This is a genomic window from Pseudarthrobacter sp. NPDC092424 (assembly GCF_044754925.1).
Taxonomy (GTDB): Bacteria; Actinomycetota; Actinomycetes; order Actinomycetales; family Micrococcaceae; genus Arthrobacter.
Genome location: NZ_JBIVQC010000004.1, coordinates 145,496 through 162,902, shown reverse-complemented (window position 1 = coordinate 162,902; position 17,407 = coordinate 145,496). Strand labels below are relative to the sequence as shown.

General features: G+C 67.9%; 17 protein-coding genes and 1 riboswitch. Of the genes, 12 read left to right on the top strand and 5 right to left on the bottom strand.

Features of this window, described 5'->3' with window-relative positions; translation table 11 throughout:
* The first annotated feature begins 12 nt into the window (after positions 1-12).
* The 4 genes from ACIQCN_RS08645 to ACIQCN_RS08630 are packed head-to-tail and all read left to right on the top strand — an operon-like array spanning position 13 to position 3,941.
* Positions 13-1,113, top strand: a complete 1,101-nt coding sequence (locus ACIQCN_RS08645) for an NAD(P)/FAD-dependent oxidoreductase (protein WP_400610429.1) — start codon at positions 13-15, stop codon at positions 1,111-1,113.
* 11 nt (positions 1,114-1,124) lie between these two features.
* Entirely contained in the window at positions 1,125-2,336 is a 1,212-nt protein-coding gene (gene hutI, locus ACIQCN_RS08640; protein ID WP_400610428.1) for an imidazolonepropionase, read from the top strand.
* A 35-nt stretch (positions 2,337-2,371) separates the two neighbouring features.
* The gene (locus ACIQCN_RS08635) at positions 2,372-3,160 is read left to right on the top strand and encodes a DeoR/GlpR family DNA-binding transcription regulator (RefSeq protein WP_400606047.1); all 789 of its coding nucleotides are present in this window, start codon (positions 2,372-2,374) and stop codon (positions 3,158-3,160) included.
* A gap of 1 nt (position 3,161) precedes the next feature.
* A complete protein-coding gene (locus ACIQCN_RS08630; protein WP_400606049.1) occupies positions 3,162-3,941 on the top strand; it encodes a CPBP family intramembrane glutamic endopeptidase in 780 nt (259 codons plus the stop codon).
* Positions 3,942-4,041: 100 nt separating this feature from the next.
* Here the strand turns inward: ACIQCN_RS08630 and ACIQCN_RS08625 are convergent, their stop codons facing one another.
* Positions 4,042-4,680: a VOC family protein gene (locus tag ACIQCN_RS08625; RefSeq protein WP_400606050.1), complete on the bottom strand. Its 639-nt coding sequence runs from the start codon at positions 4,678-4,680 to the stop codon at positions 4,042-4,044.
* Between the two features lie 173 nt (positions 4,681-4,853).
* Positions 4,854-4,969: riboswitch (SAM riboswitch) on the top strand.
* Between the two features lie 12 nt (positions 4,970-4,981).
* On the opposite strand from ACIQCN_RS08625, the gene ACIQCN_RS08620 reads away from it, so the two are divergent.
* The 3 genes from ACIQCN_RS08620 to ACIQCN_RS08610 all read left to right on the top strand — a co-directional run bounded on the left by ACIQCN_RS08620 (position 4,982) and on the right by ACIQCN_RS08610 (position 8,873).
* Entirely contained in the window at positions 4,982-6,097 is a 1,116-nt protein-coding gene (locus ACIQCN_RS08620; RefSeq protein ID WP_400606052.1) for a homoserine O-acetyltransferase, read from the top strand.
* Between the two features lie 182 nt (positions 6,098-6,279).
* Positions 6,280-7,662: an MFS transporter gene (locus ACIQCN_RS08615; protein ID WP_400606053.1), complete on the top strand. Its 1,383-nt coding sequence runs from the start codon at positions 6,280-6,282 to the stop codon at positions 7,660-7,662.
* 92 nt (positions 7,663-7,754) lie between these two features.
* On the top strand, positions 7,755-8,873 hold the full coding sequence (locus tag ACIQCN_RS08610) for a zinc-dependent alcohol dehydrogenase family protein (protein ID WP_400606055.1): 1,119 nt from the start codon (positions 7,755-7,757) through the stop codon (positions 8,871-8,873).
* Between the two features lie 48 nt (positions 8,874-8,921).
* On the opposite strand, the gene ACIQCN_RS08605 is transcribed toward ACIQCN_RS08610, so the two are convergent.
* A complete protein-coding gene (locus ACIQCN_RS08605; RefSeq protein ID WP_400606057.1) occupies positions 8,922-9,821 on the bottom strand; it encodes a LysR family transcriptional regulator in 900 nt (299 codons plus the stop codon).
* 139 nt (positions 9,822-9,960) lie between these two features.
* On the opposite strand from ACIQCN_RS08605, the gene mmsB reads away from it, so the two are divergent.
* Positions 9,961-10,872 (top strand): 3-hydroxyisobutyrate dehydrogenase, encoded by a 912-nt coding sequence (mmsB, locus tag ACIQCN_RS08600; protein WP_400610426.1) that lies wholly within the window; start codon positions 9,961-9,963, stop codon positions 10,870-10,872.
* A 32-nt stretch (positions 10,873-10,904) separates the two neighbouring features.
* Positions 10,905-12,389 (top strand): CoA-acylating methylmalonate-semialdehyde dehydrogenase, encoded by a 1,485-nt coding sequence (locus tag ACIQCN_RS08595; RefSeq protein WP_400610424.1) that lies wholly within the window; start codon positions 10,905-10,907, stop codon positions 12,387-12,389.
* A 2-nt stretch (positions 12,390-12,391) separates the two neighbouring features.
* Here ACIQCN_RS08595 and ACIQCN_RS08590 read toward each other — a convergent pair whose 3' ends face one another.
* Together ACIQCN_RS08590 and ACIQCN_RS08585 are read right to left on the bottom strand one after the other, a co-directional pair.
* On the bottom strand, positions 12,392-12,871 hold the full coding sequence (locus ACIQCN_RS08590; protein WP_400606064.1) for an SHOCT domain-containing protein: 480 nt from the start codon (positions 12,869-12,871) through the stop codon (positions 12,392-12,394).
* Positions 12,872-12,903: 32 nt separating this feature from the next.
* On the bottom strand, positions 12,904-13,806 hold the full coding sequence (locus tag ACIQCN_RS08585; protein WP_400610518.1) for an SGNH/GDSL hydrolase family protein: 903 nt from the start codon (positions 13,804-13,806) through the stop codon (positions 12,904-12,906).
* A 115-nt stretch (positions 13,807-13,921) separates the two neighbouring features.
* Here ACIQCN_RS08585 and ACIQCN_RS08580 point away from each other — a divergent pair, with 115 nt between their 5' ends.
* Entirely contained in the window at positions 13,922-14,572 is a 651-nt protein-coding gene (locus ACIQCN_RS08580; protein ID WP_400610422.1) for an alpha/beta hydrolase, read from the top strand.
* Positions 14,573-14,608: 36 nt separating this feature from the next.
* Here the strand turns inward: ACIQCN_RS08580 and ACIQCN_RS08575 are convergent, their stop codons facing one another.
* Entirely contained in the window at positions 14,609-14,842 is a 234-nt protein-coding gene (locus ACIQCN_RS08575; RefSeq protein ID WP_400610421.1) for an RNA-binding S4 domain-containing protein, read from the bottom strand.
* A gap of 32 nt (positions 14,843-14,874) precedes the next feature.
* Between ACIQCN_RS08575 and ACIQCN_RS08570 the strand changes: the two genes are divergently transcribed.
* A complete protein-coding gene (locus ACIQCN_RS08570) occupies positions 14,875-15,885 on the top strand; it encodes a DMT family transporter (protein WP_400610419.1) in 1,011 nt (336 codons plus the stop codon).
* A gap of 134 nt (positions 15,886-16,019) precedes the next feature.
* A complete protein-coding gene (locus tag ACIQCN_RS08565; RefSeq protein ID WP_400606072.1) occupies positions 16,020-17,405 on the top strand; it encodes a glycine--tRNA ligase in 1,386 nt (461 codons plus the stop codon).
* The last annotated feature ends 2 nt before the right edge of the window (positions 17,406-17,407 follow it).

The window sequence follows — 17,407 nt, the reverse complement described above, 5'->3', positions numbered from 1 at the left end:
CATCATGGACCCATGAGCGCACAGTACGATGTCCTGATCGTGGGCGGCGGTATCGCCGGGCTGTCCCTGGCCTCCCGGCTTGCCGGCCATTGCAGTGTGGCACTCGTGGAGGCGGAGCAGGAGCTGGCGTACCACACGTCCTCCCGCTCCGCCCGCCAGCTGATACCCAGCTATGGGCCGCCGGTAGTCCAGGAGCTGACCATGCGGACGCTTGAGCTCATGGCCGAGCGCGACTCCGCGCTCCGCGAACCGGTCCTCACACCCCGCAGCTTCATGCTGGTGGGCTCGGAGGCTGCCGTGGCGGCACAAGCCAGCGGACACATGAAGCCCATTACGGCGGAGCATGCGCTTGAACTGTGCCCTGCGCTGGTTCCGGATTCCTTCCAGGCCGCCGGGCTGGACACCGGATCCTTCGCGTGCAACGCGCCGCTGCTCCTGGCGGACCACCGCCAGCGCGCCCTTGCCGCCGGTGCGGACATCATCACCGGCGCCAGGGTGCATTCGGCCCAGCGGCTTGGCTCCGGCTGGCAGGCGGGGGCAGGGACCGAGGCGTTCCAGGCCGGAGTGCTGGTCAATGCCGCCGGGGCATGGGCAGATGAACTCGCCGTGCTCAGCGGCGTGGAGAAGCTCGGCTTCCAGCCGTACCGGCGCACCGCGGCGATTGCCGCCGTCGACCGTCCCCTGCCGGAGTCCGCGCCGATGGTGGCGGCCGCCGACCGTACCTTCTATTTCCGCGCTGAAGGACGGGATGTGCTGATTTCACCGTCCGAAAGCGTGCCCAGCGGCCCGGAGGATGCACGGCCGCGCCCGGACGACGTCGAACGGCTGGTGGAACTGCTGAACACGGTGACCACGCTGGGAATCACGGCCGTGCGGAGATCCTGGACCGGGCTGCGGACCGAGGCTGCGGACGGCATTCCGGTAGCCGGGTTCGATGCCGAAGCGCCGGGCTTCTACTGGCTGGCGGGCCAGGGCGGCTACGGCTTCCAGACCTCCTCGGCCCTGGCCGAACTCGCCGCGGCGCAAATCCTGGCCGGCCAGGCGGCTGGAGGCAGTCCGGAATCCCGGACAACGCAGGCGGTGGCAGCCACGCGCTGGTCCATCCGGCGCTGAAGAATGGTTGCATGAGCACCCTGATCACGAACATTGCCGAGCTGATGACCCAGGACCTGGAGCACCGGGTCCTGAAGAGAGCGGCCGTGGTGGTGGAAGGGGAGCGGATCGCCTGGATCGGTTCTGCGGGAGACGCCCCGGCCGCCGATGAGTCCGTGGACGCCGGAGGCCGGGCCCTGCTGCCCGGCTGGGTGGATTCGCACAGCCACCTGGTATTCGCCGGGGACCGTACCGCGGAGTTCGAGGCACGCATGGCGGGGGAGTCCTACTCCGCCGGCGGCATTGGCGTCACCATGGGGGCCACCCGGGAGGCCTCCGACTTCGACCTGACCCGGCTGGCCGTGGGGCGGGTGGCGGAAGCGGCATCCCAGGGCACCACCTACCTGGAAACCAAGACCGGTTACGGCCTCGACGTGGAGCACGAGGCCCGCAGCGCCCGCATCGCGTCCACCGTCGCGGACGAAGTGACTTTCCTCGGCGCGCACCTGGTCCCGGCGGGCCAGGACCCGGAGGCGTACACGGACCTGGTGTGCGGCCCCATGCTGGACGCCGTCCGCCCCTATGTGAAGTGGGCGGACGTGTTTTGCGAGGAAGGGGCCTTCACCGCCGAGCAGTCCCGCAGGGTCCTGCTGGCGTGCCGCGACGCCGGACTGGGACTGCGGGTGCACGGCAACCAGTTGGGCGAAGGCCCGGGCGTGCAGCTTGCGGTGGAAGTGGGAGCGGCCAGCGTGGACCACGTCAACTACCTGTCGGAGCGGGACGTTGCCGCGCTCGCGGATACCTGGACCGGCTGGGATGCCGCCGCGGGCACCGGAAACCGCGGCACCGTGGCCACGTGCCTTCCGGCATGCGACCTCTCCACCCGCCAGCCGCTGGCTCCCGCCCGCACCCTGTTGGACGCCGGCGTCCAGGTGGCGCTGGCTTCCAACTGCAACCCCGGCACCTCGTACACCAGTTCCATGTCCTTCTGCGTCACTACGGCAGTCCTGCAGATGCGGCTGAGCGTTCACGAGGCCGTCCGGGCCGCGACCTACGGGGGCGCGCTCGCCCTCCATCGGGAGGCCGGAAAGGACGCCGACGGCGAACGCGCGGTGGGCTCCATCGCCGTCGGACACCGCGCGGACCTTCACCTGCTCAACGCTCCCTCCGCCACGCACCTCGCCTACCGTCCGGGCATGCCGCTGACGTACGCTGTGTGGCGGGCCGGCGTACGGGTGGCGTAGCAGCCGGCCCCCAGACTGCAATCCCCGGAGGCCGCATGACCCGAACCGACCGACTCACGGCGATCCTGGACCTGTTGGCCCGGACAGGCCAGGTGGAAGTCGAGGAGATCGTCAACACGTTGAACGTCTCGCCCGCCACCGCCCGGCGGGACCTGGACAGCCTGGCCAAGCGCCGGCTGCTCACCCGCACGCGGGGAGGGGCGACCACCGGTGCCCTGGCCTATGACCTTCCCGGCCGGTACAACCGGGACGACCACGCAGAGGCCAAGCAGCAGATCGCCCAGGCCGCGTCCGCGCTGATTACCCCCGGTGCCGTCATCGGACTGTGCGGCGGCACCACCAGCACGGTGCTGGCGCAGATCCTGGCCACGCGCGAGGACCTGAACGCGCCGTCCAACCAGCCCACCCTCACCGTGGTCACCAACGCCATCAATATCGCCGGGCAGCTGGCCGTCCGGCCCAACATCAAGGTCATGGTGACCGGCGGCATCCTCAACCCCCGTTCCTACGAACTGGTGGGCCCCTATACGGACATCATCATGCAGAAAGTGGTGTTGGACATCGCCTTCATCGGCGTCAACGGCATCGATCCCGAGGTGGGGCCCACCAACACCGGCGAAGGGGAAGCTTCCGTCAACACCCTCCTGGCCAGCCGGGCCCGCGTGTCCTACGTCCTGGCCGATTCCTCCAAGGTGGGGGTCCGCGCCTTCGCCACCATGCACGGCTACAACTTCACCAGGCTCATCACCGACGCCGGGATCTCCGCGCGTGACAAGGCCGCCTTCGAAGCCAGTGGCACTCAAGTGATCGTGGCGCCTGCCTGACATGCTGGTCTCATCGCGGCGACGCCTCACATTCGAAGTCCTCATCGTCCTGGGCCTGTCCCTGGGCCAGTCGGCGGTGTACTCCGTGGTGCAGCTCCTGGACAAGATGTCCCGCGCGCCGCTGGCACAAGGCACGTCCACGCTGAACCGCTCCCAGAGCAGCCGCGAGTACTTCGACCTGGCCTACCAGCTGCTGGACATTATCTTTGCCCTGGTCCCGGTGCTGCTGGTGATCTACTTCCTCACGGGCCAGCGGCAGGCAGGCACCGGGGATCCTGCCCAGAGCGGGTCAGCCTTCCGGAAACTGGGCTTCGACCTGGCCCGCCCCGGCCGGGACATCCTGCACGGACTGGGGCTGGCCGCCCTGATCGGGGTGCCTTCGCTGGGCCTCTACGCGGCCGGCCGGGCACTTGGTATCACCACCGCCATCGTCCCCAGCGCCCTGGACGCTTACTGGTGGACGGTCCCGGTACTGGTCCTGTCCGCCGTCCGCCACGGGGTAGTGGAGGAGGTCATCGTGGTGGGTTACCTGCTGGACCGGTTCGGAAAATTCGGCTGGAGCGTGCCGGCTGCCATTGCCGTCAGCGCCCTGCTCCGCGGCACCTACCACCTGTACCAGGGGTTTGGGCCCTTCATCGGAAACGTGGTGATGGGGATCGTCTTCGCCTGGCTGTACACCCGGACGCGCCGGGTCATGCCGCTGGTCGTCGCCCATGCCCTGCTGGACACGGTGGCCTTCGTCGGCTTTAGCCTCTTCGGCCGTGCCGTGGGCCTGGGCTGATTCAGCGCGGTTGAAGGGAATTTGGCTTAAAGAGAATTCGGCCGCCATCGGTGGGTGACGCCGTTGTCACCCGCTGATGGCGGCCGAAGCTGTGGTGCGGTCAGATCGTGACGGGGCCAGTGGCGGTCTCGAACGTGACGGCGAGGATGCCCGGGGTGCCGTGTGGGGCCACCCAGTCCACGGCCACGTCTTCCAACGGGCGTTCCACCGGCTCGCCGAGCCATTCGGTGACGCGCTCGGGGGAGCCGGCGATGGTCAGCGAGCGCATTTTCAGGCTGCTGTTGTAGGCGTTCGAGGGGTGCAGCGAGGGATCCCCCTCCCACTTGAGCATGTAGGGGACCTGCGGATCAGCGATCAGGCCCAGGATGCCGATCTGCTTCCAGACCAGTTCGCGGCCGTCAGGGAACTTGCGGTTGCCGTTGACCGCGGAGCGGCCCAGGCGCTCCTCGAAGGGTGCCAGGTCGTCCACTTCGACGCACCAGCCCATCCAGCCGCCGCCGGCCGCGGAACGGGAGCGGACGGCCTGGCCGAACGGAGCCTTGTCCGACGCCGGGTGGTCCAGGACCTCCACGACCTCAAGGTACTTGTGGCCCGCCAGAGGGATGATCATGTTGCGCGTCCCGAAGCGGGGATGCACCCCGCCCTTAACCGCCTCGACGCCAAGGGCGGAGGAAATCCGGTCAGTGGTGGCAGCCAGGCCATCGTGTTCACAGGCGTAAGAGACGTGATCCATGCGCATGGCAACATCTTGGCACTTTGTGATCGGGCTCTCAGCTTAGGATCGCCTTACTTGGAAATGGGCGGGGAGCCGTCCCGGACGACCACCCGGAAGGGCGCGCCGGCGTGACGCCGGATGTCATAACGGGTCACATGCGTGGCGCCGCCCGGGGGATCTTTCATACACTCGGGGGAGGTCATGAGTGCCAGCAACAGCCCCGGCTTGCTGGCCGGCAACCCTCCTTCCGCGGCGGGGTGCCCCGGGTGAGGACCTGGCCTGCCGGCCTCCCGGCGGCGGGCAAGCGCGCAGAAGAGGTTTGTATATGACAGTCACCGTTCCCCGTACCGCAGGGCCCCGGCATGGCGTGGTCCGCTACGCAGGCATTGGCGGGATGGAGCTGGAGGCCGGCGGATTCCTGCCGGATGTCACGCTGGCCTATGAGACCTGGGGCACCCTGAATGCCGACGGTTCCAATGCCGTCCTTATTGAGCATGCACTGACCGGCAGTACCCACGTGACGCGCGGCGACACGGACGAGGACGGCTGGTGGGAAGAGCTCGCCGGCCCCGGCGCGCCCGTGGACACGGACAAATTCTTTGTGGTGGCCATTAACATCCTGGGCGGATGCTACGGGTCCACCGGGCCGTCGTCGCCCGCTCCGGACGGGAAACCCTGGGGCTCCCGCTTCCCGCTGGTGACCCTGCGCGACAGCACCGTGGCCGAGGCGCGGCTCGCCGACCAGCTGGGCATCCGGTCCTGGTTCGCAGTGCTGGGTGGATCCCTGGGCGGGGCGCGGGCGCTGGAATGGGCCGTCACCTACCCTGAGCGGGTCCATCGCTGTGCGGTCATCGCCATCGGCGCAGCCAGCACCGCCGAGCAGATCGCCTTTGCCCAGGCCCAGACGCTCGCCATCCGACAGGACGCCAACTACAACGACGGCGACTATTACGACGGCGCGTTCCCCGAGGGCGGCCTTGCGCTGGCCCGCAGGATCGCCCACATCACCTACCGTTCCGCGCAGGAGTTTGACGGCAGGTTCGGCCGCAACCCGCAAGCGGGCGAAGCTCCGCTGCAGGCGGAGACCCTGGCTGGGCGCGGCCGGTACCAGGTGGAAAGCTACCTCGACCACCAGGGCGCCAAGCTGGTCCGGCGCTTCGACGCCAACAGCTATATCGTGCTCACCGAGGCGCTGATGAGCCACGACGTCACCCGCGGCAGGGGATCGCTGGCGGAAAGCCTGGCCCGGACTACCGCGAGATTCTTCGTGGCCGCGGTGGATTCCGACCGTTTGTATTTTCCGGAGCAGTCGCGCGAGCTCGCCGCCGCCCTGCCCGGAGAGGTGGACGTCCACCTCATTGCCGCGCCCATCGGCCATGACGGCTTCCTGACCGAGATCGGCCAGCTCGGCGCCCGGCTGCGTGATCACCTCGGCGCATAATCCGGGCCCCTTGCAGCCTCCTGTGTGCATTTATGCAGATGCCTTCTGCACTATTTGCCGTTGAGGTTGCGCCTGTAGAAAGGCCATACTCGTGTGAAGTGGCGGTATGTTGTGTACATCACATCGCATTGCCTCATCCTGGTCGCATCTGGCGTCGACGTAGACGCCGAAGGAGTTCATTAATGAGTACGGAAAAGTCAGCCGCAGGGCGGGTCGGGGAACCTGACGTCCAGGCCAGCGGCCTTAAGAAGGTCGTTACGGCTTCCATGGCCGGCACGGTCGTTGAATGGTACGAGTTCTTCCTCTACGCCTCGGCCGCCACGCTGGTGTTCGGCAAGACGTTCTTCCCCAATTCGGGTACGGAACTGGACGGCATCATCGCCGCCTTCGTGACGTACGCCGTCGGATTCGTCGCCCGCCCCATCGGCGGCATTGTCTTCGGCCACTTTGGCGACAAGTTCGGCCGCAAGCAGCTGCTGCAGCTCAGCATCATCCTGGTGGGCGTTGCCACCTTCCTCATGGGCTGCCTGCCCACGTTTGCGCAGATCGGCTACTGGGCACCGGCCCTGCTGGTCTTCCTGCGGTTCGTGCAGGGCTTCGCCGTCGGCGGTGAGTGGGGCGGCGCCGTCCTGCTCGTGGCCGAGCACAGCCCGAACAAGTCGCGCGGTTTCTGGTCCAGCTGGCCGCAGTCCGCAGTTCCCATGGGCAACCTGCTGGCAACCGGCGTCCTCTTCACCCTGTCCTCCACGCTCTCCCAGGAGGCCTTCCTCGGTTGGGGCTGGCGTGTTGCGTTCTGGCTCTCCGCGGTGATCGTCATCATCGGCTACTACATCCGGACCAAAGTCCAGGACGCCCCGATCTTCATCGAGGCCCGCAAGGAAGTTGCCGTTGAAAACAAGGGCTACGGCGTCGCAGAGGTCTTCCGCCGCTACCCGCGCGGTGTCTTCACCGCCATGGGCCTGCGCTTCGCCGAGAACATCCTCTACTACCTGGTGGTGACGTTCTCCATCACCTACCTCAAGGTCGTCGTGGAAACGGACACGTCCCGGATCCTGCTCCTGCTGCTGGTGGCCCACTTCATCCACTTCTGCACGGTGCCGCTGGTGGGCAAGATGTCCGATGCCTTCGGCCGCCGTCCGGTCTACATGGCCGGCGCCATCCTGGGCGGCACCTGGGGATTCTTCGCCTTCCCCATGATGGACACCGCCAACGACATGATTATCCTGGCAGCCATCACCATCGGCCTGATCTTCCACGCCCTGATGTACGCGGGCCAGCCCTCCATCATGGCCGAAATGTTCCCCACCCGGATGCGCTACTCCGGCGTATCCCTGGGCTACCAGGTGACCTCGATCGTTGCCGGTTCGTTGGCACCGATCATCGCCACGGCCCTGCTGAGCAACTTCGGCTCCTCCACGCCGGTGGCGCTGTACCTGCTCGGAGCCTGCGTCGTCACGGCCATCTCGGTCTTCTTCCTCAAGGAAACCCGGGGTATCTCGCTGCGCGACGTTGACGCTGCGGATGCCAAGGGCACCGCGGACCTGCTCGCCGCGTCCAAGAAGTAACCCACGGCGACACCAGCCAGGGCAGCTGCCCGGATCCGGTTTCCGGGTCCGGGCAGCTGCATGCCATGAACCATCCACAGCAAGGAGCCGCCATGCGAGCCGCTGTCCTCTACAACACCGTTCCCGCCGGAACCAGCTACACAGATGCCCGTCCCCTGGTGGTGGAGGAGCTTGACCGCCCCGAGCCGCGCGCCGGGGAACTGGGCATCGCCATCACCTATTCCAGCCTCTGCCATTCGGACCTCTCGGTGGTGGACGGATCGCGCGTTCGCCCGCTTCCCATGGCGCTGGGACACGAGGCGGTAGGACGGGTGCAGGCCGTGGGACCCGGCGTCGAAGGTGTCTCCGTGGGCGACCACGTGGTGCTGGTCTTCGTTCCCAGCTGCGGCGACTGCCGCGCCTGCCGGGCCGGCCGGCCTGCCCTGTGCCACCGTGCCGCCGAGGTCAACGGCTCAGGGGACCTGCTGCACGGTGAGGCCCTGCTTCGGACGGCCTCCGGGGAACGAATCAACCACCACCTGGGTGTCTCGGCGTTCGCCGATTACGCGGTAGTGGCCCGGGAGTCGGTGGTGGTCATCGACGACGGCATCCCGGACACCGTGGCGGCCATGTTCGGCTGCGCAGTGCTCACCGGCATGGGCGCGGTCTTCAACACGGCAGCGGTCGACGCCGGCCAGTCGGTCGCCGTCTTCGGCCTCGGCGCCGTGGGGCTTTCGGCAGTCATGGCAGCACGCCTTGCCGGCGCGGCCTCCGTCATTGCCATCGACCCGAACGAGGGCAAGCACCGGCTCGCCCTGGACTGCGGAGCCACGGCGGCGGGAACTCCGGACGATGCCTCCCGGCTGATCGCGGAGGCCACCGGTGACGGCGTGGACGTGGCAGTGGAGGCCGTAGGTTCCGCGCGCGTGATCGCGTCCTGCCTGGAGCAGGTTACCCGCGGGGGTGCAGTGGTGTCCGTGGGCCTGCCGCATCCCTCTGCGGAACTGACGGTCCCGGCCCTGCAGTTCGCCGGCGCGGGCAAGCGGCTGCTGGGCTCCTACATGGGCGACGCGGTCCCGGAGCGCGACATCCCGCGCTACCTGGGCTTTTGGCGTGAAGGACGGCTGCCCGTGGAACTCCTGCACACGGACACCCGGCCCCTGGCTGAAATCAACGAAGGCCTGGACGCCCTCGCGGCCGGCCGCGTAGTGCGGCGGCTCTTCCAGCCCTGAGCCGGCCCGGGCGCACGCATCAACGCAAGGCCCGGAAGGATGCTGTCCTCAGGACGCGAGCAGGTCCTGCCGCGCGGCCACCTCTTCCTTGAGCGCCGTAATGACCGCCTGCACCCGTCCTGAGCGCAGCGACTCCGGCCGGGCCACGGCCCAGATGGGCAGCTGCCGTTCGAAGTCGTGCGGCAGGACCGGAACGAAATCGGGGTCGCGGCTGACCATGAAGCTCGGCAGCAGCCCGATGCCCGCGCCCTGGCGCACCGCCTCGACCTGGGCGAAGATGCTGGTGGCCTGGAAGCTCGATTTCGGCATCGGAAGCTGCGAGGACCGGTGCCCCAGTTCCGCCACCTGGAGCGCGGACTCAACGTAGGAGACGAAGCCGTGCTGCCCGACGTCGTCGGGCGTGTCCGGAACCCCCCGCCGGGCCGCATAGCCGGCGCTGGCGTACAGCCGGAGGTAGTAATTGGTGAGGAAGATGGTCTGTGCATTCCGCACGTCCGTTCCCCCCACCACCACTTCCAGATCCACGCCGGACCTGTTCTGGCTGACCTTGCGGGTGGCGCTGAGCATCTCCACGTTCAGCAGCGGATGGCGCTGCTGCAGCCGGACCAGCGCAGGGGTGACGAAGTCGGCGCCAAAACCGTCCGAGGTGCTGATCCGCACCATCCCGGAGAGCGCATCGCGCTCCTGGCCGATGGCGCCGGCCAGGGTACCCAGCGTCTCCTCGATCGCCTCGGCCGCCGCCACGGCGGAGGCGCCGAGTTCCGTCAGTTCCCAGCCGTGCGGACTGCGCTCCAGCGTGCGGCCGCCCAATTGCCGGTCCAGGGCAAGGATGCGCCGCGAAATCGTCGTATGCGTGGTGCCCAGTGTCTCCGCCACCGCGTTGAACCGGCCCAGCCTCGCCACCGTCAGCAGAATCAGCAAATCGTCGGGGCTCGGCAGACTGCCCACGTGTTCCGCCCTCCAAGCCTGTGCATCAATGCACATGGCATCTGTGATTTTTTACCTTGATTGCACTTTAGCAGCATGTGATGGTGGACACAGACCATTCCGGCCAAGGCGGCCGGGACAGAAGCGAAGGAGCTTGCACATGGCAGTTATCGGTTGGATCGGGTTGGGAAACATGGGCGGATCCATGTCAGTGAATCTCGCAAAGGCGGGGCATGACGTACGGGGCTTCGACCTCAACCCCGCCGCCGTGGCCGCTGCGGAGGCCGGCGGGGTCAAGCCCGTCGCCGGTATTGCCCAGGCGGTGGAGGGGGCCGACGTCGTCTTCACCATGCTTCCCAAGGGCGAGCACGCCAAAGCCGTGTACCTGGGCCCGGACGGCGTCCTGGCCCACGCGTCCACCAGCACCCTCCTGGTGGATTCCTCCACCATCGACATCGCCTCGGCGCAGGAACTGCACGACGCCGCAGCTGCCGCCGGCTTCCGCTTTGTGGATGCCCCGGTGTCAGGCGGCATGAGCGGGGCCAAGGCCGGCACGCTGACCTTCATGGTGGGCGGCGAGGACGGCGCGGTGGCCGACGCCACCGAATACATCCGCCCCATGGCAGCGAACATCATTCCCACCGGCGGTGCCACCACCGGCCAGGCCGCCAAGATCTGCAACAACCTCATGCTCTTCATCAACCTGGCCTCCACCGCCGAAGGCGCCGTCCTGGCCGACCGCCTGGGCCTGGACAAGCAGGTCTTCTGGGACATCGCCTCGGTGTCCTCCGGGGACAGCTGGGCACTGCGGACGTGGTACCCCGTCCCCGGTGTGGTGGACACGGCGGCCTCCAACAACGACTTTGCCCCCACCTTCACCACGGAACTGGCCAACAAGGACATCGGCCTGGCCATCAGCGCAGCAGAGGACACCGGGACTCCGCTGGAAATCGGCAAGCACGTCCAGCAGCTGTTCCAGCGGCTGATCGATGCGGGGGAGTCCGGCAAGGACTGCTCCATGATCATCAAGCTCGCCGACGGCTCGCTCGACGCCGCAGACCAGTCCGCCTGACCGTACCGAACTTCCCAGCCCGAAAGAGACCCATGCAGACAATTCCGCACTTCATCAATGGCCAGCGCGTCAGCGACGCAGAGCGCTTCGGCCCTGTTTTCAACCCCGCCACCGGCGCCCAGGACAAGCAGGTTGCCCTGGCCTCCGGTGCCCGGGTGGAGGAAGCCATCGCGGCGGCGAAGGCTGCCCTGCCGGCGTGGCGCGCCACCAGCCTGGCCCGGCGCAGCAACATCTTCTTCAAGGTCCGCGAGATCCTCAACGAGCGGAAGCCCGAACTTGCCGCCATCCTTACCAGCGAGCACGGCAAGGTCCTCTCCGATGCCGAGGGCGAGATTTCCCGCGGCCTCGAGAACATCGAATTCGCCACCGGACTGTCCCACATGCTCAAGGGCGAGCGTTCCGAGCAGGTCTCCAGCGGAGTCGACGTCCACTCGGTCCGCCAGCCAGTGGGCGTGGTGGCGTGCATCACGCCGTTCAACTTCCCGGCGATGGTCCCGTTGTGGATGATCGGCAGCGCCCTGGCCTGCGGCAACACCGTGCTGCTGAAGCCGAGCGAAAAGGACCCGTCGTCGGCCGTTTTCATCGCCGAGGTGTTCGCTGAGGCCGGCCTGCCTGCCGGCGTCCTCAATGTGGTCCAGGGCGACAAGGAAGCCGTTGACGTCCTCCTTGAGCACCCGGACGTCAAGGCGGTCAGCTTCGTGGGGTCCACCCCCATCGCCCAGTCCATCTACAAGCGTGCGGCGGACCACGGCAAGCGAGTCCAGGCCCTGGGCGGCGCGAAGAACCACATGGTGGTCCTTCCCGACGCCGACCTGGACATGGCAGCCGACGCCGCGGTTTCCGCCGCGTACGGTTCGGCCGGTGAACGCTGCATGGCCGTCAGCGTCCTCGTGGCGGTGGGCAACATCGCCGACGACCTCGTGGAGGCAATCCGGACGCGGATGGCGGACCTGAAGATCGGCCCCGGCACGGATCCGGCCTCCCAGATGGGCCCGCTGATCACTGCCGAACACCGGGACCGCGTCGCGTCCTACGTGGCCGGCGCTGAAGACGAAGGCGCCGCCGTGGTGGTGGACGGCCGCCGGCAGCAGTTCGATTCGGACGGCTTCTTCATCGGCGTCAGCCTGGTGGACCATGTCAAGCCCGGCATGAAGGTCTACGACGAGGAAATCTTCGGCCCCGTGCTGTCCGTGGTCCGCGCCGAAACCTACAGCGATGCCGTCCGCCTGGTCAATGAGCACGAATTCGGCAACGGAGTTGCAATCTTCACCCGCGACGGCGGCGCGGCCCGGCAGTTCGAGTTTGATGTCGAGGCCGGCATGGTGGGCATCAACGTCCCCATCCCGGTGCCGGTGGGAACGTTCTCCTTCGGCGGCTGGAAGAACTCGCTGTTCGGCGACACGCACATGTACGGCCCGGACAGCATCCGCTTCTACACCCGCGGCAAGGTGGTCACTACCCGGTGGCCGGACCCCTCAACCTCCGTCATCGACCTCGGCTTCCCGCAGGTGGACTGACACTAGCCGTTCATGATCTCGTTGCGGCGGGCCATGTACTCCTCCATGGAGATTTCGCCGTCGCTGTACTGCCTGTCGAGTTCCGCGAGCTTCCGGGCACGGAAGCCCTGCGGGGCCGACGGCGGCGGGGGAGTGGCCGGGGCAGCCGGCTCTTCCGGAGCCGGCTGCTGCTGCCAGGGCCGGGGCGGCGCGGGCGGCCCGCCATAGAGATCCGGGAGCGGAGCCGGCGGCTCCACCGGACGCGGCCGGCTGATGTCCTGGAATCCGCCGGAGAAGTAGTCCTGCTGGGTGTAGCCGTCGCGCGGCTGCCTGTTCCGGGGGCCGGCTGATCCGGGGAACTGTCCGGGCCCCGGAAACTGCCCCGGGTACTGGCCGGGGAATCCCTGGTCCTGGTTCCGGCGGGCCACGGACTTCCGGTACATCCGCAGCCCCATGGGGATGAGGAAGGACAGGACAAGGATCCAGAAAAACAGGTTGTTCACGGGGAATCGCCTCTCAGGTGTGTCCCTCCAGCTTAAGCCCGGCTGCCCTGCCCGGCTCCTTCCCGGGTGCCTTCTTCCCGGGTGCCTTCTTCCCGGGTGCCCTGCCCGTTGGCGCTGCCGAGCGGCCCCTCGCCGGAACCCAGCGGAACCCCCGGGCCAAAGACGGGACCCGGCGTCGGACGTTTTGCGGTGATGCCGTCGCCGGAGGACTGGTGCCGGAGCCGGCGCAGCACCCACGGCACGAAGTACTCGCGCGCCCACACCAGGTCCCCGGAGCGCGCCTCGCGCCAGGTGCGGGGCGGCAGCGGCTTGGGCTGAAGCGGTTCCAGGGTGTGTTCCACGTTGAGGGCGTCCAGCACCATGGCCGCGATGGTGTGGTGACCCAGCGGGGAGAAGTGGAGCCGGTCCTGGTCCCACATCTGTGGATCCCTGAGCTGCCGGAGCGACCACATGTCCGCGATGACCGCATCATGCCGCGACGCGACCGTGCGCAGGTTCTCGTTGTAGATGGCCACTTTGCTGCGGATCCGGCCCAGCACCGAGGAACCGGTGTCGGGGCCGTTGAACAGCACGACCGTGGCCCCGCTCATGGCCAGGATCTGCACCACGGAATCGAGTTTCGCGGCCAGGGCGTCGGGATCGCCGCCGGGACGCAGCAGGTCATTGCCGCCGGCGGACAGCGTCACCAGGTTCGGCTTCAGTGCCAGGCACGGGGCCAGCTGCTGGTCCACGATCTGCTGCAGGAGCCGGCCGCGGACCGCGAGGTTGGCGTAGGCGAAGTCCGGCTGGGTCCGGCCCAGTTCCTCCGCCACGCGGTCTGCCCAGCCGCGGAAACCGCCGGGGCTTGAGGGTTCGGGGTCACCGATGCCCTCGGTGAAGGAGTCGCCCATGGCCACGTACCGGGTCCAGGGGTGGGAGCCCGGGCGGGCCGGCATGGTCTGGATGGCGCTGGTCTCACTCACGGTCCTATCCTGCCTTTCGCCGCTGTGCCTACGCGAACGTAGGTTGCTGCTGCTGGTGCGCCGGGAAGGTGCTGTAAGAATGGAAACCATGACTGAAGCCGAAGTATTTCCCGCCCCCGTTGTCCTGTGGTCCCACCCGGAGGACCAGCGTGACGGGAAGCCGCTGCTGGTGCTGCTGCATGGTTACGGCGCCAACGAACAGGACCTGCTGAGCCTCGCGGACCTGCTGCCGGGGGACTTCGCCGTCGCCTCCGTGCGCGCGCCCATCGCCATGGGTCCCGGCTTCACCTGGTTCCCGCTCACCGCGTCCATCGACTACTCCCTGGAGCGGGTCAAAGCCGCCTCCGCGTACGTCCTGGAGTGGATCGACGCCATCCGGGCGGGGCACCCCACGGTCACCCTTCTGGGCTTCTCGATGGGCATGGCTATGGCCACCACGCTCCTGCGTCAGCGGCCCACGGACTTTGCCGCCGTCGTCGGGCTTTCCGGCTTTGTGGTGGACGCCGGGGACGACCCCACCTTCCATGACGACCAGCTGGACGGCACCGTTCCGATGTTCTGGGGCCGGGACCAGCAGGATCCGGTCATTACCCCTGACAAGATCGACTTCACCATGGGCTGGGTCCGCAAGCACGTGAAGCTTACCAAGGTGCTGTACACGGGCATGTGGCACGGCATCAACCAGCAGGAAATCGGGCATGTGGGTGAATTCCTCACCCACGAGGTACTGCGGAAGTAGCGCGTACGACGCCGGAGCGCGCCCGCCGCGGGCCGGTTACCCTTCGCCGGGGCCGGCCACCCGCACGGACTGCCCGTTCACGGTGACGGTGTCGCCGTGGTGGAGCTGGCGGCCGCGGCGGTCCTCGATCTCCCCGTTGACCTTGACCAGCCCGTTCCTGATCAGTTCCGCCGCCTCCACGCCGTCCTCCACCAGGCCGGCGAGCTTCAGGAGCTGGCCCAGTCGGATCATGGTGTCGCGGATGGGGACGTCTTCAACGGGGTTGCTCATGAAGCAATGATGCCTGACGTAAGGTGTGTTCAATGACTTCTCCCTCCCGCCTGCCGCTGCTGGCCGGGCTTCCGCTGGCCGTCGGCGCCGGACTCGTCATTCCCGTCCAGGGCCGGATCAACGGCGCGCTGGGCACCCGGCTGGATGACGGCATTGCCGCTGCCGTGGTGAGCTTCAGCACAGGGCTGGTCCTGATGGTGGCGGTTTCGCTGCTCCTGCCCCGGGGCCGGGCGGGGCTGGCCAGGATCGTTCCCGCCCTCCGGAGCAGGGCGTTTCCGCCCGCCTACGCGCTGGCCGGAGCCATCGGCGCGCTCTTCGTTTTCGCACAGTCCTTCACCGTGGGGATCCTGGGTGTGGCGCTGTTCACTGTGGCCGCCGTGACCGGGCAAACCGTCAGCGGCCTCCTGGTGGACCGGATGGGCATCGGTCCGGCCGGCCGCAAAGCGGTCACCGGCATCCGGGTCGCGGGCTCGGTCCTGACCATCGCGGCCGTGGCGTGGGCGGTGTCCCCGCGGTTCACAGGGACAGGAGCCGCCGCTGCAGCCGGAGGGGCCGACGGTTCCGGCGGGCCGGGGGCGCTGCTGGTGCCGGTGCTGCTGCCCGTCCTGGCCGGCTTCCTCATGAGCTTCCAGCAGGCCATGAACGGCACCGCCACCATGCACTACGGATCGCCCATCGCCGCCACGCTGGTCAACTTCGTCGCCGGCACGATGGTTCTCTGGGGCGCGCTGGCTGTCAAGGTGGCCGTGTCCGGGCCGGTGAATCCGCTGCCGTCCGAGTGGTGGTACTACCTGGGCGGGCCGATGGGGTGCGTGTTCATCGGCCTGAGCGCCCTGCTGGTGCGGACCCTCGGCGTGCTGGTCACCGGGCTGGGAATGATCGCCGGACAGCTGACGGGTTCCCTGGTCCTGGACATCGCCCTGCCGGCCCCGGGCTCCGTGGTTGCCCCGGCCACAGTGCTGGGAACCCTGCTCACCCTCGCCGCCATCATCCTGACTACCCTGCCCTGGCCCCGGGGCGCCTTTCGGCGGCAGGGCCGGTAGGCTAGGTCTCGCAGCTTTCTTGCACCTTTTCCGCATCCGGGCCTCCGGCATCCCCGTGCTCTCCGCGCGGGAACCCCGGGGCCGGAACAACCGCGGACCGCACCCAGCGGCCCTGTAGAAATTGGAGTTCCCCCATGGCAGCAAAATCCGTCCTCGACCAGGTCATTTCCCTCTCCAAGCGGAGGGGCTTCGTGTTCCAGGCCGGTGAGATCTACGGTGGTTCGCGTTCTGCCTGGGACTACGGGCCCCTCGGCGCGGAGCTGAAGGAAAACATCAAGCGCCAGTGGTGGCAGTCAATGGTCCGCGGCCGCGAGGACGTGGTGGGCCTGGACTCCTCCGTGATCCTGCCCCGGCAGGTCTGGGAAGCGTCCGGCCACGTGGAGGTCTTCTCCGACCCGCTGGTGGAGTGCCTGTCCTGCCACAAGCGCTACCGCGCGGACCACCTCGAGGAAGAATACGAGGAGAAGAAGGGCCGCCCCGCGGAGAACGGCCTGAAGGACATCGCCTGCGCCAACTGCGGCACCCGCGGCGAATGGACCGAACCGCAGGAGTTCTCCGGCCTGCTCAAGACCTACCTCGGCCCCGTCGCCAGCGAAGAGGGCCTGCACTACCTGCGCCCCGAAACCGCGCAGGGCATTTTCGTGAACTTCAACAACGTGCTCACCACCTCCCGGAAGAAGCCGCCGTTCGGCATCGGCCAGATCGGCAAGTCCTTCCGCAACGAGATCACCCCCGGAAACTTCATCTTCCGCACCCGCGAGTTCGAGCAGATGGAAATGGAGTTCTTCGTCGAGCCCGGCACGGATGAGGAATGGCACCAGTACTGGATGAAGGAGCGCATGGCCTGGTACACCGGCCTGGGCATCCGCCAGGAAAACCTGCGCTTCTTTGAGCACCCGCAGGAAAAGCTCAGCCACTACTCCAAGGGCACCACGGACATCGAATACCGCTTCGGCTTCCAGGGCTCCGAGTGGGGCGAGCTCGAAGGCATCGCCAACCGCACCGACTTCGACCTCTCCACGCACGCCAAGGCCTCCGGTACGGACCTGAGCTACTTCAACCAGGCCACCAACGAGCGCTACACCCCCTACGTGATCGAGCCGGCGGCCGGCCTGACCCGCTCCTTCATGGCATTCCTGGTGGACGCCTACACCGAGGACCAGGCCCCCAACGCCAAGGGCGGCGTGGACGTCCGCACCGTCCTGAAGCTCGATCCGCGCCTGGCCCCGGTCAAGGCCGCCGTACTGCCGCTGAGCCGCAACGAGGACCTGTCCCCGAAGGCCAAGGACCTCGGCGCCCAGCTGCGGAAGAACTGGAACATCGACTTCGACGACGCCGGCGCCATCGGCCGCCGCTACCGCCGCCAGGACGAGATCGGCACGCCGTTCTGCATCACGGTGGACTTCGACACCCTGGAGGACCAGGCCGTGACCATCCGCGAACGGGACACCATGAGCCAGGAGCGCGTCTCCCTTGACAAGGTGGAAGGCTACCTGGCCGCACGCCTGATCGGCGCCTGAGC